This is a genomic window from Rhizobium sp. BK512 (assembly GCF_014194915.1).
Classification (GTDB): domain Bacteria; phylum Pseudomonadota; class Alphaproteobacteria; order Rhizobiales; family Rhizobiaceae; genus Rhizobium.
This window is the reverse complement of the sequence record NZ_JACIAS010000004.1, coordinates 241,093-264,765: the sequence shown is the minus strand read 5'-3', so window position 1 is coordinate 264,765 and position 23,673 is coordinate 241,093. Positions and strand designations below refer to the sequence as shown.

The window sequence follows — 23,673 nt, the reverse complement described above, 5'->3', positions numbered from 1 at the left end:
ATAACCCCCAATTTGCTACCCCTAGCTCAGCCGTGGATAACAAAAGAGTCGTAAAGGGCCGTTCAAGCAGGCGCTAAAATTTTAATGAAAACTTGCTCGCCGCCGACGACTTGCGGATACCGTCACTGCCGCCAGAACAAACTCGGCGAGAGATCAGAAGGCATCCGGGAAATGACGAGGCAGTTTCCCGGGCACTATCGCAACGATATCGTAGCGCTGCGATAGCCGCGCATAATCGCGCTGACGGGCAAGCCAGAGATCGCTTGCAGCCCGGATCCGATTTTGTGACGTGTAGGAGACGGCATCTATCGCACCTGTTTCGTCGGCGCGCGCCTTGACCTCGACGAAGACGGCCAGGTCCCTCTTTCGGGCAATGATGTCGATCTCGCCGAGCTTCGTTTTGTAGCGCATGGCAAGGATGCGATAGCCTTTCAGCATCAGGAAAACGGCGGCAATATATTCCGCGGCCGAGCCCCGGCGCAGCGCCTTTCTCCTGCGGAGCGTCGCTTCGCCGTCAGCCATTCGCCGCCTTCATGACGAGAAGCTTCTGGTAGAGCACCTTGCGTGGCAGGCCGGTCAAGCGGGCAGCCTCGGTCGCGGCCTTGGCCGTTGGTAGGGATTTCGCGAGATCGGTGAGAATCGCGTCGACATCGGCTTCGGTGGCGGGCTGCTCTTTCGGCGGGCCGATCACCAGCACGATCTCGCCCTTCACATTGTCATGCTCTTCATAGTGGACCGCAAGATCGGAAAGCGTGCCGCGGCGGAACTCCTCGTAGGTCTTCGTCAGTTCGCGGCATACAGACGCCTGGCGCGCACCGCCAAGCACATCGGCTGCGGCAAACAGCGTCGCACCGATGCGGTGGGGCGATTCAAAGAAGATCAGTGTCGCCGGTGCGTTTGCGAATTCCGCGAGACGGTCTCGGCGAGCCTTGTCCTTGGTCGGCAGGAAGCCCGCAAAGAGAAAGGCGTCGTTTGGCAGGCCTGAACCGACGAGGGCAGCAAGCGGCGCCGAAGCGCCGGGAATGGGGATAACGCGGTAACCTGCCTCGATCGCCTGCTGCGCAAGACGATAACCGGGATCAGATACAAGCGGCGTGCCGGCATCGGAAACAAGCGCCACCGACTTGCCCGCCTCGAGCGCCTGCAGGAGCCTCGGCCCTGCCTCATCGGCATTATGTTCATGATAAGCGAAAGGCCGGTTCTGGATGCCGTAGCGATCAAGCAGGACGCGGGTAACGCGTGTGTCCTCGCAGGCCAGGACGTCGGCACCGGCAAGCGTTTCCAGTGCCCGCAGCGTAATGTCGCCCAGATTGCCGATCGGCGTGGCGACGAGATAGAGGGCCGGTTCGAGCGGGCGTGCCGGCACCGCAATATTATGCAGGCGAAAGCCGCGTCGGGCGCCGGTTTCCGCTCTCACCTCTTCCGTCATGTCACTCGCTTTCGTCCCGCCAGCCTCTTGCCTTTATGGGCGAGCGGTGCTGCTTCGACAAGAGCCGCAATTTCTGTGAGCATTGCGCTGCAAAACGGCATTTGCGGGCCTGTGGACGGCCATGCCTCTTGCAATCGCTGGCAAAGTTCTGCCATTTTGCCCGTCCACTCCCCTCTCCCGAAGGGGAAACAGTGACGCGGCGCTTTTTGCGCCCGGGCAATAAAGGTCGAAAGCGGTAGCATCCCATGCGTATTACTATTGAGCGGTCAAACCTTTTGAAGTCGCTGAACCACGTCCACCGCGTGGTCGAACGCCGCAACACGATCCCGATCCTGTCCAACGTGCTGCTGAAAGCAGATGGTCAGAGCCTCGACATGAAGGCAACCGATCTCGATCTGGAAATTACCGAGGCCACACCTGCCAATGTCGAGCAGGCGGGTGCCACCACCGTTCCGGCCCATCTTCTTTACGACATCGTCCGCAAGCTTCCCGATGGCGCAGAGGTCCTGCTTGCCACCACCCAGGATGGCGGCTCGATGAACGTTCAGTCTGGCCGCTCGAAATTCTCGCTGCAGTGCCTGCCGGAATCCGACTTCCCCGACCTGACCGCCGGCACTTTCACGCATTCCTTCAAGCTGAAGGCAAGCGACCTGAAGATGCTGATCGACCGCACGCAGTTTGCGATCTCGACCGAAGAAACACGCTACTATCTGAACGGCATCTTCTTCCACACGATCGAGAGTGGCGGCGATCTGAAGCTGCGTGCTGTCGCCACCGACGGTCATCGTCTGGCGCGCGCCGATGTCGATGCGCCTTCGGGCTCTGAAGGCATGCCGGGCATCATCATTCCGCGCAAGACGGTCGGCGAACTGCAGAAGCTCGTCGACTCGCCTGATGCGGTCGTCACCGTGGAAGTTTCCGACGCCAAGATCCGCATCACGATCGGCGGCATCGTCATGACCTCGAAGCTCATCGACGGAACGTTCCCAGACTATCAGCGTGTTATTCCCACCAATAACGACAAGGAAATGCGCGTCGATTGCACGAGCTTCGCCCAGGCCGTCGATCGAGTTTCGACCATTTCCTCCGAGCGCGGACGCGCCGTAAAGCTTGCCCTTTCCGACGGCCAGCTTCTGCTCACCGTCAACAATCCGGATTCCGGCAGTGCGACGGAAGAAGTCGCAGTCGGCTATGATACCGACCCAATGGAAATCGGCTTCAACGCCAAATATTTGCTCGATATCACCGCGCAGCTTTCCGGAGACGAGGCAATCTTCCTTCTGGCCGATGCGGGCTCGCCGACACTTGTGCGTGACACCGCAGGTGACGACGCTCTCTACGTGCTGATGCCGATGCGCGTTTAATCTCGCGTCGCTTTTGTCGTCGAAACTTTCCTGATCGCGACATCGCCTCTTGTTTTTGCTTCATCCTCCTGCAATTAAGGGAGGGTTTAACGGCAGGCATGGGAGGACGGCATGGCACTGCGGCTCAAGGAACGGCTCGGCAGGAAGTTTGACGAGGAAATCCGCTTCTTCAAGGGCATGATGCAGGGGCCGAAAACCGTCGGCTCCATCGTTCCGACTTCCTCGATCACCGCCCGCAAGATGGCGAGTGTCGCAAATCCGCATTCGGACTTGCCAGTGCTCGAACTCGGGCCCGGCACGGGCGCCATCACCAAGGCAATCCTCGCGCATGGCATAAAGCCGGAAAAGCTCGTCGCGATCGAATATTCGACGGATTTCTACGAACATCTCGTACGCCTCTATCCAGGCGTGAACTTCATCAACGGCGATGCCTTCGATCTCGACCGGACGCTCGGCGTGTTCAAGGACCAGACGTTCGATTCTGTGATCTCAGGCATACCGCTTCTGAATTTTCCCATGCAGGCGCGCATCGCGCTCCTGGAAAGCCTGCTCGATCGCATGCCGGCGGGCCGGCCGGTCGTGCAGATCTCCTATGGCGCGGTCTCGCCGATCGTTGCCAATGCCGATCGCTACAGCATTCATCATTTTGATTTCATCGTGCGCAATATTCCTCCAGCTCAACTCTGGATCTATCGGCGCGGATAAATGTTTGGACTTTATATTACTCATCCCCAGGTCAAGATCGACCCTGAGGTTCCCGTTCCCAAGTGGGGGCTTTCCGACATTGGCGCAGAACGCGCCCGCAAGGCTGCTTCAAGCGACTGGGCGAAACGGCTGACCCGTATCGTCTCCAGCGACGAGACGAAAGCGATCGAGACGGCGGAAATCCTTGCAGCGGCGTCAGGCGTGAAAATCGAGATCGTGCATGGCATGCATGAGAACGACCGCTCCGCCACCGGTTTCCTGCCACCGGACAAGTTCGAAGAGGCGGCCAACTGGTTTTTCGCACACCCGGAAGAGAGCTTCAGGGGCTGGGAACGGGCCACTGATGCGCAGGCCCGCATCGTTTCTGCCGTCGAAACCATCCTATCCTCTCATGACCGGACAGCACCGATCGCCTTCGTCGGCCATGGCGGCGTTGGAACGCTGCTCAAATGCCAACTGGCCGGAGCCCCCATTGTGCGTGATCGCGACCAGCCGGCCGGCGGCGGCAATCTCTATGCTTTCGGCCTTGCAGATCGGCGCTTATCATGCGACTGGACACCCATTGAAGACTGGCGGGGATGATTTGAGATGGACGCACGCGAGCGGTTGATCGTCGGACTGGATGTTCCAACGATCGGCGAAGCGGAAAGATTGGTTTCCACGCTCGGCGACGACGTTCTCTTCTACAAGATCGGCTACCAGCTCGTTTTTGCCGGCGGGCTGGAATTCGCCCGCGACCTTGCCGCTAGCGGCAAGAAGATCTTCCTCGACATGAAACTGCTCGACATCGACAACACGGTCGCATCCGGCGTCGAAAACATCGCCAAGATGGGCATGTCGATGCTGACGCTGCATGCCTATCCGAAAGCGATGAAGGCCGCGGTCGAGGCGGCAAAGGGCTCCGGTCTCTGCCTGCTCGGCGTGACCGTGCTGACTTCGATGGATGCCGAAGACCTCGTCGAGGCCGGGTATCAATATGATCCGCAGGCGCTGGTCGCGCGCCGCGCCGAACAGGCGCGTGCTGCGGGTATGGGCGGCATCGTCTGCTCCGCCGAAGAATCTGCTGCCGTCAGCGAGATCGTTGGACCTGATATGGCGATCGTTACGCCAGGCATTCGCCCAACAGGCGCCGAAAAGGGCGACCAGAAGCGGGTGATGACGCCTAGGGATGCACTGAAGGCCGGGTCCACGCATCTCGTCGTCGCGCGCCCGATCGTCAAGGCACCGGAGCCGCGGGAAGCTGCGCGTGCAATCCTCAATGAAATGGTCGCCGCGCTCTGGCCGGCGAACCGCTGAACCGGGAGACAGGAATGGCCAAGGGATACTGGATCGCCCGCGTCGATGTACGCGACCTCGAGCGCTACAAGGATTACGTCGCGACCGCAAAGCCGGCCTTCGAGAAATACGGCGCGAATTTCCTCGCCCGCGGCGGTGCAATTACCGAGCTTGAAGGCAAGGCGCGCGCCCGCAACGTGGTCATCGAATTTCCCACGATGCAACATGCCGTCGACTGCTATAATTCGCCCGAATACCAGGCTGCCGCAAAAATCCGCCATGAGGTGGCTGACGCGGAAATGGTCGTGGTCGAAGGCGTCTGAGCCAGTTTTGAACGGGTAAGAACTGCGGCGCGATGGCCCTTTTCGTCGCGTCGGTATTGGGCTAAGACGAAAACAATCACAGCATTCCAAAGCCTTTCGAGGAGCCTGCCATGACCCTTGCCAACCTGCCGCCGCTCGTCACCGTGTTCGGAGGGTCCGGCTTCATCGGCAGACATGTCGTGCGGGCGCTCGCCAAGCGCGGTTACCGCATACGCGTTGCGGTGCGTCGCCCCGATCTCGCAGGCTTCCTGCAGCCACTCGGCAATGTCGGCCAGATTTCTTTCGTCCAGGCCAACCTGCGCTACCGCAATTCGATCGACCGCGCCGTCGAAGGTGCCGACCATGTCATCAACTGTGTCGGCATCCTCCACGAGAGCGGCCGCAACACGTTCGATGCGGTGCAGGAATTCGGCGGTCGCGCCGTTGCCGAAGCTGCCCGCAACGCAGGTGCGACGCTCACCCACCTCTCGGCTATCGGTGCAAATTCCGGCTCCCAGTCCAGTTACGGCCGCACCAAGGGCCGCGCGGAAGCCGCCATCCTGTCGATCAAGCCGGACGCGGTGATCTTCCGCCCGTCTGTCGTCTTCGGTCCCGAAGACAGCTTCTTCAACAAGTTCGCCGACATGGCGCGCATGTTTCCTGTTCTGCCGCTCGTGGGCGGCGGCAAGACGAAATTCCAGCCCGTCTATGTTGAAGATGTTGCCGAGGCTGTTGCCCGCGCTGTCGACGGCAAGGTCGAAACTGGCAAGATCTATGAACTTGGCGGTCCTGAAGTGCTTACCTTCCGCGAATGTCTCGAGACCATGCTCAAGGTCACGGTCCGCAAGAACCCGCTCGTTTCCCTGCCGTTCGGCATCGCATCCATGATCGGCAGCATCGCCTCGCTGGTGCCTTTCATCGCGCCGCCGATCACGCCGGACCAGGTCAAGCTGCTGAAGCACGACAACGTCGTTTCAAAGGAAGCCGAAGCTGAAGGCCGCACGCTGAAGGGCCTTGGCATCAAGCCGACGATGGCGACTTCCGTGCTCGACTCCTATCTGGTGCATTACCGCCCGCACGGTCAGTATACCGGCTCCGGCAAGGCTGCCTAATAGTCGACAGACGGTCGTTCAAGCGCCGCTCGTGAACATTCCCGGGCGGCGCTTTTTTTGTGCGATGCAAATCCGGCGCAAGCCTGGCGCGTTATGAGGCGTTTCATAATGTGTGACGTTGCATAAAAGACGCATAGGAAATTTAGTGGAATTAACACCAAATTTAGCAGGAACATTTATTGCTATTTGCCATTCCACTGACTAAACACCCCCGCGCGTCTTCAGACAGACTCAAGCGCCTCGCAGGCGTGCGGCAATCACTGTGAAAGGCTATTTCTAATGGGTAAGTCAATCGCGCTTCTTTTTGCGTGTGCGGCACTGGTCATCCTCGCAGGCTCCTTCATTGCGCCGGGCTCCGTCGCAGCGGTGAAGGGCGGTTGCTCGCCGGCCTATGGCGTCGATCCCTGCTCGACGGCCTCCATCACCCACTAATAAAGAAGCCGGTCCTTTCGAACCGGCTTTTATTTTTGCCTTGATGCGAGCGACGAATGTTCGATCGCTCAGTTTTCAGCATATCAGCTGATCATGCCGGCCATCGCCATGCCGAGCAGGACGACACCCAAAATGATGCGATAGATCGCAAAGACCGTGAAGCGGTTGCTCCTGATATAGGCCAGCAACCATTTGACGGCGACGAAGGCGACGATCGTGGAGACGACGAACGCGATGCCGAGCGCTGTCCAGTCTTCATTGGCCGCGCCGCCATCCTTGAAGGTCTTCAGCAGCGAGAAGGCGCTTGCGGCATACATGGTCGGAATGCCGACGAGAAACGCAAATTCGGTTGCCGCAGCGCGATTGGCCGTGCCGGCCAGCATGGCGACGAAGATCGTGGCGCCGGAGCGGGACGTGCCCGGGAAGACACCGGCGACGACCTGGGCGATACCGACCAGAATGGCAACAAGCCAGGTGATGTGGGCGCGCGGCGGGCGGCGGGCGGCGGCCCATTCGGCAAAGATCATCCAGATACCGCCGATGATCAGCGCCCAGGCAACCGGCGTTGCGGTCTCAGGCAGCTCGAAACCCATTTTCTTGACGAGAAGGCCGAGCACTGCCGTGATCAGAAAGGCGACAATCAGTTTAAAGGCATAATCGCGGTTTTGCGGATCGCGCCAGCCGAGCAGCAGATCAAGCAGACGACGCCAGTAGATAATCGTGACGGCGAGGATCGCTCCCGCCTGAATGACGATGTTGAATGTATCGCTGCGGGCACCAAGCCACTGTTCGGCAATGATCAGATGGCCGGTGCTCGAAATCGGCAGGAACTCTGTGATCCCTTCTATAATGCCCAGAATTATAGAGTTTATGTAGTCCATAAAGTGTCTCCGGTTTGGGGTTCGGTCGGACTGGAGTGGCGGTCAGGCTTATATTGCACTGCACAATCATCATTCGCCAGAGCGGGAGGCAAGAAAAGGCGAGCGGGGAGTTGCGATGATTCAGGCAGCCATGTTTTGTCCCTTGTCAGGCAGGTGAGCCCGATTCGCTTGTATTGGCGGGGGCAAGCTCCTATAGCTTCAACTAATGAGTCATGACTAGGGCGGTATAAGTGGCGAGCCCTTGAGCCCATGCACCACAATCAAAAGTCCGAGTATCGATGCCCACGCTTTATCATCATCCCATGTCGTCCGCATCCCGCTTCGTCAGGCTCATTCTGGCGGAATACGGCTATCAGGCGGAGCTGATCGAGGAACAGACCTGGGAGAAGCGCCGCGACTTCCTGGCGCTCAACCCGGCCGGCACGCTGCCTGTTTATGTCGATGACAGCATGCGGGCGCTCTGTGGCGCGACCGTCATTTCAGAATATCTCGACGAGACGCATGGCGTGCTGAAGCGCGACCGTCGGTTGCTCGCCGAAGATCCATTCCAGCGTGCGGAAATCCGCCGGCTGACGGAATGGTTCATGCAGAAGATGGAAAACGACGTCACCAAGCCGCTGGCGCGCGAGCGCGTCTATAAGCTTCAGATGACGGCCGACCAGGGCGGAGGCGCCCCGGATTCCAAGATATTGCGCACGGCGCGCGCAAATATCCGCCAGCACATGCGTTATCTCACCTGGCTTGCAGGCTCGCGCCAGTGGCTTGCCGGCGACCGGATGAGTTACGCCGATCTGGCCGCCGCAGCCTCCATTTCCATCCTCGATTATCTCGGGGAAATCGACTGGTCGGAATCGCCACTCGCCAAAGACTGGTACCAGCGGCTGAAATCGCGCCCCTCCTTCCGGCCGATGCTCACCGAGCGCGTGCGCGGACTGACGCCGGTTTCCCATTATGCCGATCTGGATTTCTGACGAGGGCTTCCGATGCCCGAAGCGAAAACCGACGATACCAGGGAGCAGAAGCGCCGCGACAATTTGACCGCCTTCCTGAAGGCGGAATCGGCGGCTCTTGGCTTCGACCTCTGCCGCATCACCCGTCCCGACGCGATCCCGGAGGCCAAAGAACGGCTTGGACAGTTCATCGATGCCAACAGGCATGGGACGATGGAATGGATGGCGGAAACGCGTGAGCGCCGCGGTGATCCGCGCACGCTCTGGAGCGATGTGCGCTCGGTCGCCGTCTTCGGTCTGAATTATGGGCCTGACGAAGACCCGCGTGGCATCCTTGGCAAGGCGGAAAAGGCGGCAATTTCCGTTTATGCACGAAACCGCGACTATCACGATGTCATCAAGGGCCGGCTGAAAGAGATTGCGACCCGCTTCGCCGCCAGGGCAGGCGCGGATGTAAAAGTCTTCGTCGACACTGCACCCGTCATGGAAAAGCCGCTCGCGGCAGCCGCCGGTCTCGGCTGGCAGGGCAAACACACCAATCTCGTCAGCCGCGAACATGGCTCCTGGCTTTTCCTCGGTTCGATGTTCACGACGGCCGATCTCAATATGGATGCGCCAGAGACCGACCATTGCGGCTCCTGCCGTGCATGCCTCGACGCCTGCCCGACGGCTGCCTTTCCTGCCCCCTACCAGATCGACGCGCGCCGCTGCATCTCGTATCTGACGATCGAACATAAGGGGCCGATCGATCCCGAATTCCGGCCCCTGATCGGCAACCGCATCTATGGCTGCGACGATTGTCTTGCCGCGTGCCCCTGGAACAAGTTCGCAAACGAAGCGTCGGAAATGAAGCTGAAGGCAAGGGAGGATCTGAAGGAGCCTTCGATCGCCTTCCTCTTGTCGCTCGACGACCCAAGCTTCCGCACGTTCTTCAGCGGTTCGCCGGTCAAGCGCATCGGGCGTGACCGCTTCGTTCGCAATGTGCTGATCGCCGCTGGCAATTCCGGCGAGCGGAGCCTGATCGAGCGATGTCGTGCGCTTGCCGCCGACACCTCGCCGGTCGTGCGTGGCATGGCGGTTTGGGCGCTGTCGCGGCTCATGGAGGCTGGCGAATTCAAAGCCTTTGCCGCACAAAAGGAAAATGAGTCGGACGATGACGTCCTCAACGAATGGCGATTGGCAGGGGTGAGCTGATGCATGTGATGATCTTTGGCTGCGGTTATTCCGGCACGGCTATCGCCAAGGCGTTCGGCGACAGCGGCATTCGCGTCTCCGGTACGACCCGTTCGGAAGAGAAAGCCGAAGAGTTGCGCGAGATCGAGATCGAAGCCTTTATCTTCAACGGAGAGGACTTGAGCGACGACCTGTGTGCGGCGATGGCCACCGTCACGCATCTCGTTCAGTCGATCGCTCCGCGCGATGCCGACCCGCTGCTTGCTTTACTTGGGAAGGACAGCACGGTGCTTCTGCCTGACCTGCAATGGATCGGCTATCTCTCCACGGTCGGCGTCTATGGTGACCACAAGGGTTCCTGGGTGACCGAGGAAACGCCGTGTATACCGGTCTCGGGCCGCTCCAAGGAACGTCTTGACGCCGAGGATGCCTGGCTTGCGCTCGGCCGTTCCCGCGAAACGCCGGCCGCCATATTGCGACTTTCCGGCATCTATGGACCGGGACGCAACGCCTTCGTCAATCTGGACCGCGGCACAGCGCGCCGCATCATCAAGAAGGACCAGGTGTTCAATCGTATCCGCGTGGAGGACATCGGCGCTTCCACACGGTTTCTGTCAGAACATGCGCTCGGCGGGATCTATAATGTCACCGACGACCAACCCGGTCCGCCGCAGGATGTCATAGTCGAGGCCGCCAGCCTGATGGGCGTCACGCCGCCGCCGGAGCAGCCTTTCGAGACCGCCGAGATGACGCCGATGGCGCGTTCCTTCTATGGAGAGAACAAGCGCGTTTCCAATGCCAAGCTAAAGGCTGCAGGCTTCCGGTTTGCCTTCCCGAACTATCCGATGTCGCTCGCCCAGTTATGGCAAAATGACAGTTGGCGCGGCTGACGAACCCCTCTCATTCGGGTGATAGGGTTATAATCCATAAAGAGTAGGAATTTCCTACTTTCTGATTTTTGCGAACTGAATTTCGCTCCGTATTATGGTTAACGGCCTCTAAATTTGCGCAAATGTGGCGACAAATATGGCACCCTGAGAAAAAATTTTTTGTGATTTCCAACGGCCATCAAATGTTTACCGTTTACGCGAAAAAATCGTTCGGATTTTAACTGATTTCATTAGGCTTTTTCCAAGAATTGCCAAAGCGGTGTCCTGCTACCGCAATGTTATCGGAATCACAAATATTACAGACTGTAATGTTCCGTGATCGTGTTCGGCACTTTTTCGCCACTTTTCCCCGGATTTAAGCCCCGCCGCCTGTGAAGGCGCAAGTTCAATAGTTGAGGGACAATCCGTTTTGAAGAAAATTTGCCGTTCTCTAATCACTACCGCAGCCATTGCAGCGTGCTCTTTCATCCTTCCGGCTGAAGGATTTGCTGCCAACGGATGTGGCGGTGCTTCGTGGTACGCACTTCGCTCCAAAACTGCTTCCGGGGAACGCATGAACCCGGCCGTCTACACTGCCGCACATCGCTCTCTGGCGTTCGGCACAAAGGTGAAGGTCACCAACCGCAACAACGGCCGCAGCGTCGTCGTTCGCATCAATGACCGTGGTCCGTTCATCCGCGGTCGCGTGCTCGATCTGTCGCGCGCTGCCGCACAGAATATCGGCATGGTCTCCTCGGGCACTGCGAAGGTCTGCTACGAAGTCATCAGCTGAGGCCAAGTCCTCCGCACAATCCCTGCGCCGGATGCGGCGCTTGCTCTTGCCGTCAATCGCGGGTACCACGCGGTTGAGACTTGTGAACAATCCGCCCAGCCGAACAGCTTTGCTGGGGGTTCTTTCTTGCGCGGATCGTTCACCAGCCAAGGCAACAGGAGAAGTTTGAATGCGTTTGGGCGGCCGCCTCGAAGGGGCGATCTCGGTTCTGGCTGATATCGATGCCCGTAAAAGGCCTGTCGCCGATGCGCTGAAGGACTGGGGCCTCGCTCACCGCTTTGCCGGCTCCGGCGACCGGGCGGCGATCGGCAACATTGTCTACGACGCGCTGCGCATGCGATTGTCCCATGCCTATCTGATGGACGATGACAGTGCCGTTGCCATTGCGCACGCCGTCATGTTCCGCCAGTGGGGTTTTACGCCGGAAACACTGGCTGCGGAACTTGCAGGCGACAAGTTCGCGCCGACGCCGCTTTCCGCAGAAGCGCTCGCAGCCTTTGCCAGCCGCTCTCTTTCCGATGCTTCCCCACATGTGCAGGGCGATATTCCGGAATGGGTACAGCCCTCCTTCGAACAGGCTTTCGGCGGCGAGTGGCTTTCCGAGGCGCAGGCGCTTGCCGGGCGCCCGACGCTTGATCTGCGCGCCAATATCCTGAAGGCCACCCGTGAAAAGGCCGTAAAGGCGCTGGAACGCGCCGGCGCCAACGAGGCGAAGATTGCACGCTACGGCATCCGGATTCCCGCCGGCGAAGGCGCCTCACGTCTTCCTAACGTCACGGCCGAGCTTTCGTTCCAGAAGGGCTGGTTCGAGGTTCAGGACGAGGGATCGCAGATCGTCGCCGATCTCGTCCTGCCTGGAGATGGCGAGCAGGTGCTGGACTATTGCGCCGGCGGCGGCGGCAAGACGCTCGCCATGGCCGCCGCCATGCACAATAAGGGTCAGGTTCACGCCTATGACGCCGATCGCAAGCGGCTTGCGCCGATCATCGAGCGTCTGAAGCGCGCCGGGACGCGCAACGTCCAGGTCCATGACGATGCCAAGGGCTTGTCCAACCTGCGCAACCGCTGCGACAAGGTTCTGGTCGATGCCCCCTGCACCGGCACCGGCACATGGCGCCGCCGCCCGGACACGAAATGGCGGCTGACGGCAAAGAACCTCGACGAGCGCACCGCCCAGCAGCAGGACGCCCTGAAGCAGGCAAGCAGCTTCGTGCGCCCTGGTGGCGACCTCATCTACGTCACCTGTTCGGTGCTGCCGCAGGAGAACGAAGAGCAGGTGCGGCGCTTTGCTGCCGAGAATGGCGATTTCAAAATTGAAAGCGCGCTGCCGGCCTGGGACAGCCTGTTCGGCAAGGACAGCGCGCGCCCACGCTCTTCCGATGGCAAGACGATCACGCTGACGCCGGCGTCGACGGATACGGATGGCTTCTTCTTCTGCCGCTTGAGAAGGGACGGCTGAGAAGCGCTCTGCAGCGGAAATCGAAAACTCTGCGTGATCCGCGTTGATCACGAGACCCAGAGGTAGCAAGGGCGATCCGTCGTGCAGGTGATCTTAAATTTTGCGGTCAGATAGTCTTCAAACGACCAGCTAAATACAGTCATCCATCCTTAAAACCATTCCAAACTAGAGTGTTTGACACCAGTTTGCTTTTGCGCGAAGAGACGATTGCCGGATTCAGACGGAAATCCGTCACAGGAGAGGATTATGAAGCTCAACCGCACATTCCGCGCAGCCGCGCTGGCGATCGCCCCCGCCGCCCTGCTCGCCCTTCCCGCCTATGCGGCGCCCGATGCTGCTGCAGTCGTGAAGCACTATGCCGAAGTCGCCCATGCCAAGTACGAGGACTCGCTGACGACTGCGAAGGCGCTCGACGCGGCCATCGATATATTTCTGAAGACGCCCAACGATACGACGTTGAAGGCTGCTCGGGATGCCTGGCTCAAGGCGCGCGTCCCCTATCAGCAGACGGAAGTCTACCGCTTCGGCAACCCTGTTGTCGATGACTGGGAAGGCAAGGTCAACGCATGGCCGCTGGATGAAGGCCTGATCGACTATGTCGATCCTTCTTACGGTACGGAAAGCGACGAGAACTCGCTCTATGTCGCTAATGTCATTGCCAACAAGACGATCAAGATCGATGGCAAGGATGTCGACGCCTCCAAGCTGACGCCGGAATTCCTCTCGGGCACGCTGGCCGAAGCCGGCGGTATCGAGGCCAATGTCGCGACCGGCTATCACGCCATCGAATTCCTGCTCTGGGGCCAGGATCTGCATGGCACGGGTCCGGGTGCCGGCGAGCGCCCCGCAACCGACTATGACCTGAAGAATTGCACACATGGCAATTGCGACCGCCGCGCCGAGTATCTGAAGTCCGCCTCCACGCTGCTCGTTTCCGACCTGCAAGAAATGACCGACAACTGGGCGCCCGACGGTGAAGCCACCAAGCATGTCGAAGCTGATCCGAAGGCCGGTCTCGCCGCCATCCTGACAGGCATGGGTTCGCTCTCTTACGGTGAACTGGCCGGCGAGCGCATGAAGCTCGGCCTGCTACTGCACGATCCGGAAGAAGAGCATGATTGCTTCTCCGACAATACTTACAACTCGCATCTGAACGACGCGATCGGCATCGCCGCCGCCTATACGGGCGAATATACCCGCGTCGACGGCACAAAGATGACCGGCCCTTCGCTGCACGACCTCGTTGCCGCCAAGGACAAGGCACTGGACGCCGAGATGACCGGCAAGCTCAATACGACGCTGGATGCCATGCACGCCATGGCCAAGCGCGGCGAGACAGTCGAGAAATACGACCAGATGATTGGCGAGGGCAACAAGGAAGGCAACGCCGTCGTCCAGGCTGCTATCGACGGTCTCATCGACCAGACGAAGTCGGTCCAGCGTGTTATTGCCGCACTTGACCTCGGCACCGTGGAGCTTGAAGGTTCCGACAGCCTGGATAATCCTAACGCTGTCTTCAAATAAGCAAAAAGGCGGGCCGTTCCGATCGCGGAACGGCCCGGACCCTTGAAATGTCGCATGACCCTGCCCGTCACCTTCTTGTCAGCGCAGCTTTCTGCGCCTTGCTTGCCGGGCTTCCCGTCGCCATCGCCGGCGCTTTCGATCTCCCCACCAGTCGGACCGATCTTTCCGATGCGGACCTGAAGCGCGTCGCCGATATCACAAGGCCGACCAGCGATTTCAGCAAGGCGGAGCCTTACGAGGCCATGCAAGCGGGTGCGGCGACCTCCGTCGATCCGGTTACCGAAGACAGTTTCTCGCATATCTCGGCCAATATCCCCTTCGAGGAAGAGCAGAATTTCCGGCTTGGCAATGCGCTCTTCCGCAAGCTTTGGGTTTCGGCGCCATCCTCGACGCAAGCTTCCGACGGGCTCGGCCCGCTCTTCAACGCCCGTTCCTGTATGAGCTGCCACGCCAATGACGGTCGCGGCAAACCGCCGGAGGGTGGTCCAAGCGCTACCTCGATGGTCTTGCGTATTGCCCGTGCAGCGAAGACAGCGGAGGAAGAAAAAGCAATCGCCGGCGCCGATGTCGTCAACTTCCCCGACCCGGTTTACGGCCACCAGCTTCAGGACCTCGCGGTTCCGGGGCTTGCCGCCGAAGGCAAGGTTGCTGTCACCTATACCGAGGAGACCGTCACGCTTGCGGGCGGGGAGACGGTTAGCCTGCGCAAACCCGCCTATTCCGCCAAGGACCTCGCCTACGGCCCGCTCGATCCGGCAACAACGATCTCAGCGCGGGTCGCCCCGGCGATGATCGGCCTCGGCCTGATCCAGGCGATCCCCGAGGCGGATATTCTTGCCCATGCCGATCCTGATGATCTCGATCATGATGGTATCTCCGGCAAGGCGGCGATCGTACGCGACCACCGCAGCGGCAATATTGCACTGGGGCGCTTCGGCTGGAAGGCGCAGAATGCCAATATACGCGACCAGAGCGCTGACGCCTTTTCCACCGATATCGGCATTTCGACGCCGGACGCGCCAAATGCCTACGGCGACTGCACCGGCGCTGAGACAAAGTGCCTCGCCATGCCTGATGGCGTGCAGAAACGCCTCGGCGAGCAGGAAGCTCCTGGCCCGGTGCTCGACCTGGTGACCTTCTATTCCGAAAACCTCGCCGTGCCTGCCCGGCGCAAAGCAAGTTTCGCGGAAACCTTGCGCGGCAAGCAGCTGTTCTATGAATCGGGCTGCATTTCCTGCCACGTGCCGAAGTTCGTCACGCGCCGCGATACCGCCGAAAAGGCGCAATCCTTCCAGCTCATCTGGCCCTATTCCGATTTTCTGCTGCACGACATGGGCGACGGTCTTGCCGATGGGCAGCAGGTAGGACTTGCAAGCGGACGGGAATGGCGCACGCCACCGCTATGGGGTATAGGACTGACCCGGACTGTCAGCGGACACAGCTTCTTCCTGCATGACGGCCGCGCCAGAAATCTCACCGAAGCAATCCTCTGGCATGGCGGCGAAGCGGAAAAAGCCCGTAGCGCATTCTCCTCTCTATCAAAAGGCGATAGAGAGGCCCTGATTACATTCCTGGAGTCACTTTAATGCGCCCCTGGCACACCCTCCTCTGCCTCGCCGTGACCGGCCTTGCCACATCGGCTGCCGCCCAGAGCGCGGCGACGCCCGCTGCGGGACTGAACGAGGATGCCGTGCCGTCGGTCATGCAGCGCGCCGTCGATGAGGTCATCCGCCCAGGCTATCGTAACATGCAGCAATCGTCCGCGCGCCTGACGACCGCCATGAACGATCTCTGCGCCTCCGGTACACAGCAGACGCTCGACCGCGCCAAATCGGCATTCGACGATACGATCCGCTACTGGTCGACGATCGAGATCGTCCAGACCGGCCCTGTCATCCAGGACAATCTCTTCGAGCACATCCTCTTCTATCCCGACCGCAAGGGTGTCGGCCTGAAGCAGGTGCAGGCGCTGATCGCCAAGGCCGATCCGAAGGACGCGACAGTCGACGCCATCGCCGGCAAGAGCGTCGCTCTGCAGGGTCTGACCGCACTCGAATATGTGCTCTACGGCAACGGGTCCGAGGACCTGATCAAGCAGAAGGGCGGTTTCCGCTGCCTGTATGGCCAGGCGGTTGCCGGCAATATCCAGCGTGAAGCCGGCGAAGTGGTCGCCGCCTGGGAAAAGCCTGACGGTGTGCAGGCGGGCTGGAAACACCCTGGCCCGCAGAGCGACGATTTCATGGATAACAAGGAGGCAGTAACCGCCCTCCTCGGCATCCTCGTCCACGGCGCAGAGAATGTCCGCGACCAGCGACTGGAGCAATTCTACAAGGGCAAGGATACGCCCGCCCGTCCGCGCATGGCGATCTATTGGCGTTCCAAGAATACCTGGAAATCGATGGCCGCCAATCTCGAGGGCATTCGTACCCTCTGGCAGAAGGCCGGCATGGCCGAGCTGCTGCCGCCCGAAAAGAAGGCGGTTGCCGATTCAATCGACACCAAGTTGAAGACGATCATTGACGGCGTCTCAAAGCTGAACCCGGATATCGAAGTCGCGGTCAGCGATGCGGAGAGGGGCAAGCTCGATACGCTGCTTAGCGAAAGCCGCGATCTCATCACCACGATCAGCGATCAGTATGGAGCGGCAATCGGTCTTTCGGCCGGCTTCTCCTTCTCGGACGGAGACTGACCGATGTGGCGCAGCGCCGCGATCGACCGCCGTGGCTTCGTCAAGGCCGCCGGTATCGGCTTTCTGGCTGCGCTGAAACCTGAAGCGCTGCTGGCTCTCGCGCGCGCCGATGCTGTGTACGCCTCCGGTATCCGCGCCGCCAACGGCTCCTTTGCCGTGGCGACGGTCACCGAACGTGGGGAGATTGTCGATCAGGTGGCGCTGCCCGCCCGCGCCCATGGCTTGGCCCATAGCGTTGCCACCGGCCACACCGTCGCCTTCGCCCGCCGGCCGGGTACCTTCGCGATGATCTTCGACCCCCGGAACAGGGGCGAACCGATCGTCATCACCTCACCGGAGGGCCGACATTTCTACGGCCACGGTGCGTTTTCGCCGGATGGGCGGTTGCTCTATGCCAGCGAGAACGACTTCGACAACAACAGGGGCATGATCGGCCTCTACGATGCGACGAACCGTTTCGCCCGTATCGGCGAATACGAAACCTATGGCGTCGGCCCACATGACATGACGGTTTCGGATGACGGCCGCATGCTTGTTGTCGCCAATGGCGGTATCGAGACCCACCCGGATTTCGGCCGCACCAAGCTCAATCTCGGCAACATGCAGCCGTCGCTGGCGCTCATCGATGCGGCGACCGGCACGCTGATCGAAAAGCATACGCTACCGCCGCAATGGTCGTCGGTCTCGACACGCCATGTCGATCTCGAGGCCAACGGTCGCATCTGGTTCGCCTGCCAGTATGAGGGCCATAGGAAGGACCTGTCGCCGCTCGTTGGACATTTCGCCAGGGGCGAGGATCTTGTTTTCGTCGATTTGCCTGAGGAAACGACCCGGCGGCTTGCCAACTATGTCGGGGCGATCGCAGTCAATCGAAAGGAAGGCCTGGTCGGCGTCACCTCGCCGATCGGCGGCGCATCTGTCACCATCGATGCGAAAACCGGCAATGTGCTGAGCGAGGACAGCGTTCGCGATGCCGCGGGAATCGCGCCTGCTCCCGGCGGTTTTGCCGTTTCCTCCTACGATGGCGATTTCCTGTCGGCTCATAGCGATGTCGCCTGGGATCAGCATATCGTGCGGATCACTCAGCCGGCACTCATGCGGTAGTCTTTCCATTCCTTTTCAGTGACTTCGGCGGCTGCCCGCGCCGCCTCATACAGCCAATCCTCTCCGCGGGAATGCAGGTCATTGCGAATAGCCGTAGCACTTGCAGCGTCATCCGAATGGCAGTTGGCGATCTCGAATCCCATCAATTCCAGCATGGCGCCATCCAAGAGCGTTTTCGCATCGCTCTCGGTCTCGATCTTGCGGCTGTTCGGCGAAAGCCGGCGGACAAGAATTCGGCCCGACACAGCGAAATGAGGATCTGGGCTGCGCATGCGCCCGGCGGCGATGACGCCTGTTCTGATGACGTGATCTCCCGATCTTGCCAGCGACCATGCCGAGGGCACGAGCGCCTTGGCTTCACGCAGCACAGGCCCACCACGCCATTCCTTCACATAGGCGACGAAACGTGGCCGCCCGAGGCTGCCCGTTCCCTTCTTCTTCACGGGTAAGGGCGTAGAACTTCCTGCGCCCCTCGGCAAAGCATTCCTCAGTGCATCAACAAAACGGCCGGGAGTTGGCTTTTCGCCGGGCTTGTGCTTGTCCCATTTCTTCCAGAATTCCTTCCGCTCATCCTCCGAAAGCAGCAGCTTGTCGCGCAGCCAGGGATGATCGCGCTCCAGCACGATCGGGCTCGCATGTTCAAGTCCGCGCACATATCCAGCGAGAATGAGCTCGGCGATCGCCCTGCCGGAAATCCCGGCATCCGGCTGAGCCAGAATGGCGCTTGCGACCAGCCGGACAAGATCCAGACCATAGGGCATGATCGCCGCGTCGTCGAAATCATTGGCGCCCCAGACCAGCCGCCCCTCGATATCACGCCAGGTCCCGAAATTCTCGAGGTGCGTATCGCCGATCGACAACACTTGCGGCATGCCGGCAAGCTCCGGCCTCACGGCGTAGATAATTTCCGCCCAGCGCCAGTAGGTAGCGCGCAGGAAGGAGAATGCCTCCTCGCGCATCTTCCTGTGTTTCTCGTCGATACCCTCCTGTACGAGCTCGCCCTGCAGCTCGTGTGCCAGCCACGCCTCGTAATCACTCATAGATTGAGAAAATGTCTTCATCGGCTCGCCCTCAGGTTTGCATGATCATAAACCTGGGGCGCCTTATTCAGAAGCGGTTTTGAGGCAATCTAAGGCGGGCGCGACGAGACCAATATCCAGCCATCGCAAAGGCGGCTTGCGATGGCCGCCGCTGTTGCCCAGAGCTACGCCGTATCACGCTGTGATCAAGTCTGATGTGGCAGTGGCGGATGAAGTGCTGCAAGCCGTTGGCGAAACATCGGCGCGGCGACAGGACGGGAGCGACCATCTCGAATAGATTGTTCGAGATGGACGCATTTGGAGTGGCAGCGGAAGACAAAAACGCCTTGAGCCGGATTGCAACCTTGTCGAATCCGGCGGGCCATGCCACTTTCGCGGTCGCGAGAGGGCTGCGATGAACGATACCGACAGAGGCGATTTCCGGGAGCGGATCCGCCAGAGTTTTGCACGACAGGCCGCCATGCACACCATCGGCGCGGAGCTGACGCGTATCGAGCACGGCATGGTGGAAATCGAGCTTCCTTTCGACGTCAAACTGACACAGCAGCACGGCATTTTGCACGCAGGCGTCATTTCCGCAGCGCTCGATTCGGCCTGCGGTTTTGCCGCTTACAGCGTCATCGATGCCGAAGCCTCGATCCTCACGATCGAGTTCAAGGTCAACCTCATGTCGCCGGGGCGCGGCGAACGCTTCCTCTTCAGGGGCGAGATCACCAAGCCCGGCTCCAACATCATCGTCGCCGACGGGCGAGGTTATGCGATCAGCGATGGGGCGGCCAAGCTCATCGCGTCCATGACCGGGACGATGATGGTCATTCGCGGAAGAGAGGGAATTACGGGATGAAATTCGAACTGAAGTCGGTTGCAGGCAAGTCCATCCTGTTTGTCATGGCCGCGGAGGCCGAATATGGCCCGTTCCTGCGCTCGCGCATCGAACCGCTGATGACTGGCGTTGGGCCGGTCGAGGCAGCAATCGCGATCACCAAGTCGCTCTCCCGTCTCGATGCTTCGGACGATCTGCCCGACCTCGTGGTTTCGCTCGGCTCGGCCGGTTCGGCGCGCCTGCAGCAGACCGAAGTCTATCAGGTGACCTCCGTTTCCTATCGCGACATGGATGCCTCGCCGCTCGGTTTCGAAAAGGGCAAGACCCCCTTCCTCGACCTGCCTGCGGATCTCGACCTGCCGCTGCGCATTCCCGGCATTCCCGAAGCCACGCTTTCGACCGGTGGCAACGTCGTTTCCGGTGCCGCCTATGCAAATATAGCAGCCGACATGGTCGACATGGAGACCTATGCGGTGCTGCGCGCCTGCCAGGGCTACAAGCTGCCGCTGATCGGCCTTCGCGGTATTTCCGACGGCGCGGTCGAGCTGCAGCATATTTCCGGCTGGACGGAATATCTGCATATCGTCGACCGCAAGCTTTCCTATGCCGTGGACAGCCTTTTCACTGCTCTGGAGGACGGCGTTTTCTGGTTCTAGAGCGTGTCGCGCAATAGTGTGCATCGGTTTTGCGATAACAACATGTGAAGACAAAAGCTTGAGGCGCGGCAGCGAATTTGAAAGATCGCGACACGCTTCAAGCGCTGAAAACAGGGACAATCGGGACAATAAAACCCTGACACGGCCGAATTCCCGCATTGCAAGAAGAGGCGCTTTTCATTAAAGGCTCGCCATGACCCAGACAGCACATCCCGACAGCGTTCTCATCGTCGATTTCGGCAGCCAGGTGACCCAGCTCATCGCACGTCGCGTGCGTGAAGCCGGCGTCTATTGCGAGATCGTTCCTTTCCAGTCCGCCGAGGAAGGCTTCAAGCGCCTCCAGCCGAAAGCCGTCATCTTGTCCGGCAGCCCGGCCTCGACGGTCGATGAGGGATCGCCGAGGGCGCCGCAGATCATCTTCGACAGTGGTCTTCCGGTGTTCGGCATCTGCTACGGACAGCAGACGATGTGCATGCAGCTCGGTGGCATGGTGGAAAGCGGCCATCACCGCGAATTCGGCCGTGCCTTCCTCGAAGTCGATGAGGACTGCGTGCTTTTCGAGGGCCTCTGGTCCAAGGGTTCACGCCACCAGGTCTGGATGAGCCATGGCGACCGCGTCACCAAGCTGCCCGAGGGCTTTGAAGTCGTCGCGACGTCGTCCAACGCGCCCTATGCTTTCATCGCCGACGAAAAGCGCAAATATTACGGCGTGCAGTTCCATCCTGAGGTCGTGCATACGCCCGACGGCGCCAAGCTGATCGCGAATTTCATCCACAACATTGCCGGTATCAAGGGCGACTGGACCATGTCGGCCTACCGCCAGAAGGCGGTCGAGGACATTCGCAAGCAGGTGGGTGACAAACGCGTCATCTGTGCGCTTTCCGGTGGTGTCGACTCCTCCGTTGCAGCGCTGCTGATCCACGAGGCGGTCGGTGATCAGCTGACCTGCATCCTCGTCGACCACGGCCTGATGCGCAAGGACGAGGCGGCCGGCGTCGTCGCCATGTTCCGCGAGCACTACAATCTGCACCTGATCCATGTCGACGCTTCCGATCGCTTCATCGGCGAGCTCGAAGGCGTTTCCGACCCGGAAACCAAGCGCAAGATCATCGGCCGCCTGTTCATCGAAACCTTCGAGGACGAGGCCAAGAAGCTCGGCGGCGCCGATTTCCTCGGCCAGGGCACGCTCTACCCCGATGTGATCGAGTCCGTCTCCTTCACCGGCGGCCCGTCGGTCACCATCAAGTCGCACCACAATGTCGGCGGCCTACCGGAGCGCATGAAGATGCAGCTCGTCGAGCCGCTGCGCGAACTCTTCAAGGACGAGGTTCGCGCCCTCGGCAAGGAACTCGGCCTGCCCGACAGCTTTATCGGCCGCCATCCCTTCCCCGGTCCGGGCCTCGCCATCCGCTGCCCCGGCGGCATTACCCGCGAGAAGCTCGACATCCTGCGTGAAGCTGATGCGATCTATCTCGACGAGATCCGCAAGGCCGGTCTCTATGACGCAATCTGGCAGGCTTTCGCCGTGCTGCTGCCCGTCCAGACTGTTGGGGTCATGGGCGACGGCCGCACCTATGAATTCGTCTGCGCGCTGCGCGCCGTCACCTCGGTCGACGGCATGACGGCGGATTTCTACCACTACGACATGGAATTCCTCGGCCGCGCAGCCACCCGCATCATCAACGAAGTCCGCGGCATCAACCGTGTCGTCTACGACGTGACCAGCAAGCCGCCTGGCACGATCGAGTGGGAATGAAGATCCCGGGAACCCGACACGGGTTCCCGTTTTGCCTCTGCTCCAGAGGAGCGTGAATGATAGGCAAAACAGCTGAACAGTGGCTGTTTCAGCATCTAGATCCGGCCAGAGCTAGAGTACTCAATTCTACTTATGAAAAACCGCTGCCGGTTTTATAGGGCTGCGTGCTGATCATCTCAGGCGTGGCTCTCCTGAGGCCCGACCCTCATTGAATGCCCCCAAAAAAATCAACCTCGGACAGCATGTTGAGACAGCGCCACGCAAGGTTTCTGTTTGACCTTTTCGTCTCATCACTGTGAAAGCTGCTGTTCCTAAAATCCGAGACGCACCTCTCCCAGGATGATGCCGCCAACTCATCAACCCGAGGTATCGATGCCAATACTTACTTTTGCGAATACGAAAGGAGGCGCCGGCAAAACGACGGTCGCTCTCGTTCTCGCCACAGAACTGGCTCGCCGTGGCCATCGCGTTTCCGTTCTGGATGCCGATCCCCAGCAATGGGCCACACGCTGGCATCGCCTGACTGGTGACGCAGCGGAATTCGCTGTCGTCCCCGGTGTCAGCGAAAATACGATCGAACAGCAGGTCAAGGACCTGAAAAAGCGTGGCGGCTACATCATCGTCGATCTGCCGGCCGGTCTGAGCCCGGCTATGGCGAAAGCCATCGGCTTTTCCGACCATGTGCTGGTTCCGGTCCAGGGATGCGCAATGGATGCCGTCGGCGGTGCGCAGGTGCTTGAGATCATGAAGCAGCTTGCTGCCCAGCACGACATCCGCATCCCGCATTCGGTCGTGCTGACGCGCATCAGTTCGATTATCACCACTCGCGCGCTGCTGGCGGTCAAGGGCCTGCTTGCAAAGCAGCAGGTCAATGTCATCGACACAGCACTGATCGAGCGCGCCGCCTACCGCGACATGTTCGTTTCCGGTGGCAGCCTCTATACGATGGATCCCGCCCGCGTCAGCAATCTCGATAAGGCGCAAGACAATGCCCGTATGCTGGCAGACGATGTCCTTCGTCTCGCACCGCCGAAGGCAGCCCGCGCCAAGTCCGCCAGGAAGGTGGCCGAGGTCGTCAAGAACGCTGCCTAATCCATGCCTAGGCTTGATTGATCCCAGCAGACGGCTGCCGCAAAGGTGGCCGTTTCTGTTTTGAGTATCCTCGCAGTAATGTCTGTTCATGCTTTGTTCTTGACCAGAACGCCGATCCCAGTATGCTCCTCCTCGTAAAAACAAGGAGGCGGGCGATGTAGTCCGTAGTTCAAATGCCTCATTTTCCACTCGATCCGAATAGCGCTGGCCCCCGGAAGAAATCCAATCTCGTCGGGGAATTTCAC

The 23,673-nt window shown here is 60.1% G+C and carries 24 protein-coding genes; 20 read left to right on the top strand and 4 right to left on the bottom strand.

Annotation, left to right across the window (positions count from 1 at the left end; translation table 11 throughout):
* Positions 1-153: 153 nt before the first annotated feature.
* Together FHX06_RS16540 and rsmI are read right to left on the bottom strand one after the other, a co-directional pair.
* Positions 154-522 carry a YraN family protein gene (locus tag FHX06_RS16540; protein ID WP_112541883.1) on the bottom strand — a complete coding sequence of 123 codons (369 nt, stop codon included), beginning with the start codon at positions 520-522 and terminating at the stop codon, positions 154-156.
* On the bottom strand, positions 515-1,429 hold the full coding sequence (gene rsmI, locus FHX06_RS16535; protein WP_183880080.1) for a 16S rRNA (cytidine(1402)-2'-O)-methyltransferase: 915 nt from the start codon (positions 1,427-1,429) through the stop codon (positions 515-517). The genes FHX06_RS16540 and rsmI overlap by 8 nt, the downstream gene beginning before the upstream one ends.
* 245 nt (positions 1,430-1,674) lie before the next feature.
* Here rsmI and dnaN point away from each other — a divergent pair, with 245 nt between their 5' ends.
* The 7 genes from dnaN to FHX06_RS16500 all read left to right on the top strand — a co-directional run bounded on the left by dnaN (position 1,675) and on the right by FHX06_RS16500 (position 6,619).
* Positions 1,675-2,793 (top strand): DNA polymerase III subunit beta, encoded by a 1,119-nt coding sequence (dnaN, locus tag FHX06_RS16530; protein ID WP_112541886.1) that lies wholly within the window; start codon positions 1,675-1,677, stop codon positions 2,791-2,793.
* A 111-nt stretch (positions 2,794-2,904) separates the two neighbouring features.
* Entirely contained in the window at positions 2,905-3,498 is a 594-nt protein-coding gene (gene pmtA / locus FHX06_RS16525; RefSeq protein ID WP_112970053.1) for a phospholipid N-methyltransferase PmtA, read from the top strand.
* A complete protein-coding gene (locus tag FHX06_RS16520; protein ID WP_183880078.1) occupies positions 3,499-4,080 on the top strand; it encodes a histidine phosphatase family protein in 582 nt (193 codons plus the stop codon). It abuts the gene before it with no gap.
* 6 nt (positions 4,081-4,086) lie between these two features.
* Positions 4,087-4,794, top strand: a complete 708-nt coding sequence (pyrF, locus tag FHX06_RS16515) for an orotidine-5'-phosphate decarboxylase (RefSeq protein WP_113146837.1) — start codon at positions 4,087-4,089, stop codon at positions 4,792-4,794.
* A 14-nt stretch (positions 4,795-4,808) separates the two neighbouring features.
* Positions 4,809-5,096, top strand: a complete 288-nt coding sequence (locus FHX06_RS16510; protein ID WP_112970056.1) for a DUF1330 domain-containing protein — start codon at positions 4,809-4,811, stop codon at positions 5,094-5,096.
* A gap of 110 nt (positions 5,097-5,206) precedes the next feature.
* A complete protein-coding gene (locus tag FHX06_RS16505) occupies positions 5,207-6,187 on the top strand; it encodes a complex I NDUFA9 subunit family protein (protein ID WP_112541891.1) in 981 nt (326 codons plus the stop codon).
* Between the two features lie 279 nt (positions 6,188-6,466).
* Positions 6,467-6,619, top strand: a complete 153-nt coding sequence (locus FHX06_RS16500; RefSeq protein WP_165911864.1) for a hypothetical protein — start codon at positions 6,467-6,469, stop codon at positions 6,617-6,619.
* Between the two features lie 83 nt (positions 6,620-6,702).
* On the opposite strand, the gene FHX06_RS16495 is transcribed toward FHX06_RS16500, so the two are convergent.
* Positions 6,703-7,500 (bottom strand): undecaprenyl-diphosphate phosphatase, encoded by a 798-nt coding sequence (locus tag FHX06_RS16495; protein WP_183880076.1) that lies wholly within the window; start codon positions 7,498-7,500, stop codon positions 6,703-6,705.
* A 278-nt stretch (positions 7,501-7,778) separates the two neighbouring features.
* Between FHX06_RS16495 and FHX06_RS16490 the strand changes: the two genes are divergently transcribed.
* The 9 genes from FHX06_RS16490 (at position 7,779) to FHX06_RS16450 (ending at position 18,061) form a co-directional block, all read left to right on the top strand.
* A complete protein-coding gene (locus FHX06_RS16490) occupies positions 7,779-8,471 on the top strand; it encodes a glutathione S-transferase family protein (RefSeq protein WP_112541893.1) in 693 nt (230 codons plus the stop codon).
* A gap of 12 nt (positions 8,472-8,483) precedes the next feature.
* Positions 8,484-9,644 carry a tRNA epoxyqueuosine(34) reductase QueG gene (gene queG, locus FHX06_RS16485; RefSeq protein WP_183880074.1) on the top strand — a complete coding sequence of 387 codons (1,161 nt, stop codon included), beginning with the start codon at positions 8,484-8,486 and terminating at the stop codon, positions 9,642-9,644.
* Entirely contained in the window at positions 9,644-10,513 is an 870-nt protein-coding gene (locus FHX06_RS16480) for an SDR family oxidoreductase (protein ID WP_113211468.1), read from the top strand. Before queG ends, FHX06_RS16480 begins: the two co-directional genes overlap by 1 nt.
* A 409-nt stretch (positions 10,514-10,922) precedes the next feature.
* Positions 10,923-11,285 (top strand): septal ring lytic transglycosylase RlpA family protein, encoded by a 363-nt coding sequence (locus FHX06_RS16475; protein WP_029868853.1) that lies wholly within the window; start codon positions 10,923-10,925, stop codon positions 11,283-11,285.
* Positions 11,286-11,454: 169 nt separating this feature from the next.
* On the top strand, positions 11,455-12,744 hold the full coding sequence (locus tag FHX06_RS16470; protein WP_113211258.1) for an RsmB/NOP family class I SAM-dependent RNA methyltransferase: 1,290 nt from the start codon (positions 11,455-11,457) through the stop codon (positions 12,742-12,744).
* Positions 12,745-12,990: 246 nt separating this feature from the next.
* Positions 12,991-14,268, top strand: coding sequence for an imelysin family protein (locus tag FHX06_RS16465; protein ID WP_183880072.1), 1,278 nt, complete (start codon positions 12,991-12,993; stop codon positions 14,266-14,268).
* A gap of 47 nt (positions 14,269-14,315) precedes the next feature.
* Positions 14,316-15,854, top strand: a complete 1,539-nt coding sequence (locus tag FHX06_RS16460; protein WP_112541898.1) for a di-heme oxidoredictase family protein — start codon at positions 14,316-14,318, stop codon at positions 15,852-15,854.
* Entirely contained in the window at positions 15,854-16,957 is a 1,104-nt protein-coding gene (locus tag FHX06_RS16455) for an imelysin family protein (protein WP_183880070.1), read from the top strand. The genes FHX06_RS16460 and FHX06_RS16455 overlap by 1 nt, the downstream gene beginning before the upstream one ends.
* A 3-nt stretch (positions 16,958-16,960) precedes the next feature.
* Positions 16,961-18,061 (top strand): DUF1513 domain-containing protein, encoded by a 1,101-nt coding sequence (locus FHX06_RS16450; RefSeq protein ID WP_183880068.1) that lies wholly within the window; start codon positions 16,961-16,963, stop codon positions 18,059-18,061.
* On the opposite strand, the gene FHX06_RS16445 is transcribed toward FHX06_RS16450, so the two are convergent.
* On the bottom strand, positions 18,040-19,122 hold the full coding sequence (locus FHX06_RS16445) for a DUF2252 family protein (RefSeq protein ID WP_183880066.1): 1,083 nt from the start codon (positions 19,120-19,122) through the stop codon (positions 18,040-18,042). The two genes, FHX06_RS16450 and FHX06_RS16445, sit on opposite strands and share 22 nt — an antisense overlap.
* Positions 19,123-19,495: 373 nt before the next feature.
* Between FHX06_RS16445 and FHX06_RS16440 the strand changes: the two genes are divergently transcribed.
* From FHX06_RS16440 to FHX06_RS16425, 4 genes are all read left to right on the top strand, one after another.
* On the top strand, positions 19,496-19,945 hold the full coding sequence (locus FHX06_RS16440; protein WP_183880064.1) for a PaaI family thioesterase: 450 nt from the start codon (positions 19,496-19,498) through the stop codon (positions 19,943-19,945).
* A complete protein-coding gene (locus tag FHX06_RS16435) occupies positions 19,942-20,580 on the top strand; it encodes a 5'-methylthioadenosine/S-adenosylhomocysteine nucleosidase (RefSeq protein WP_007813385.1) in 639 nt (212 codons plus the stop codon). Before FHX06_RS16440 ends, FHX06_RS16435 begins: the two co-directional genes overlap by 4 nt.
* A gap of 193 nt (positions 20,581-20,773) precedes the next feature.
* A complete protein-coding gene (guaA, locus tag FHX06_RS16430; RefSeq protein WP_113114767.1) occupies positions 20,774-22,336 on the top strand; it encodes a glutamine-hydrolyzing GMP synthase in 1,563 nt (520 codons plus the stop codon).
* 372 nt (positions 22,337-22,708) lie between these two features.
* Positions 22,709-23,428, top strand: a complete 720-nt coding sequence (locus FHX06_RS16425; protein ID WP_113013152.1) for a ParA family protein — start codon at positions 22,709-22,711, stop codon at positions 23,426-23,428.
* The last annotated feature ends 245 nt before the right edge of the window (positions 23,429-23,673 follow it).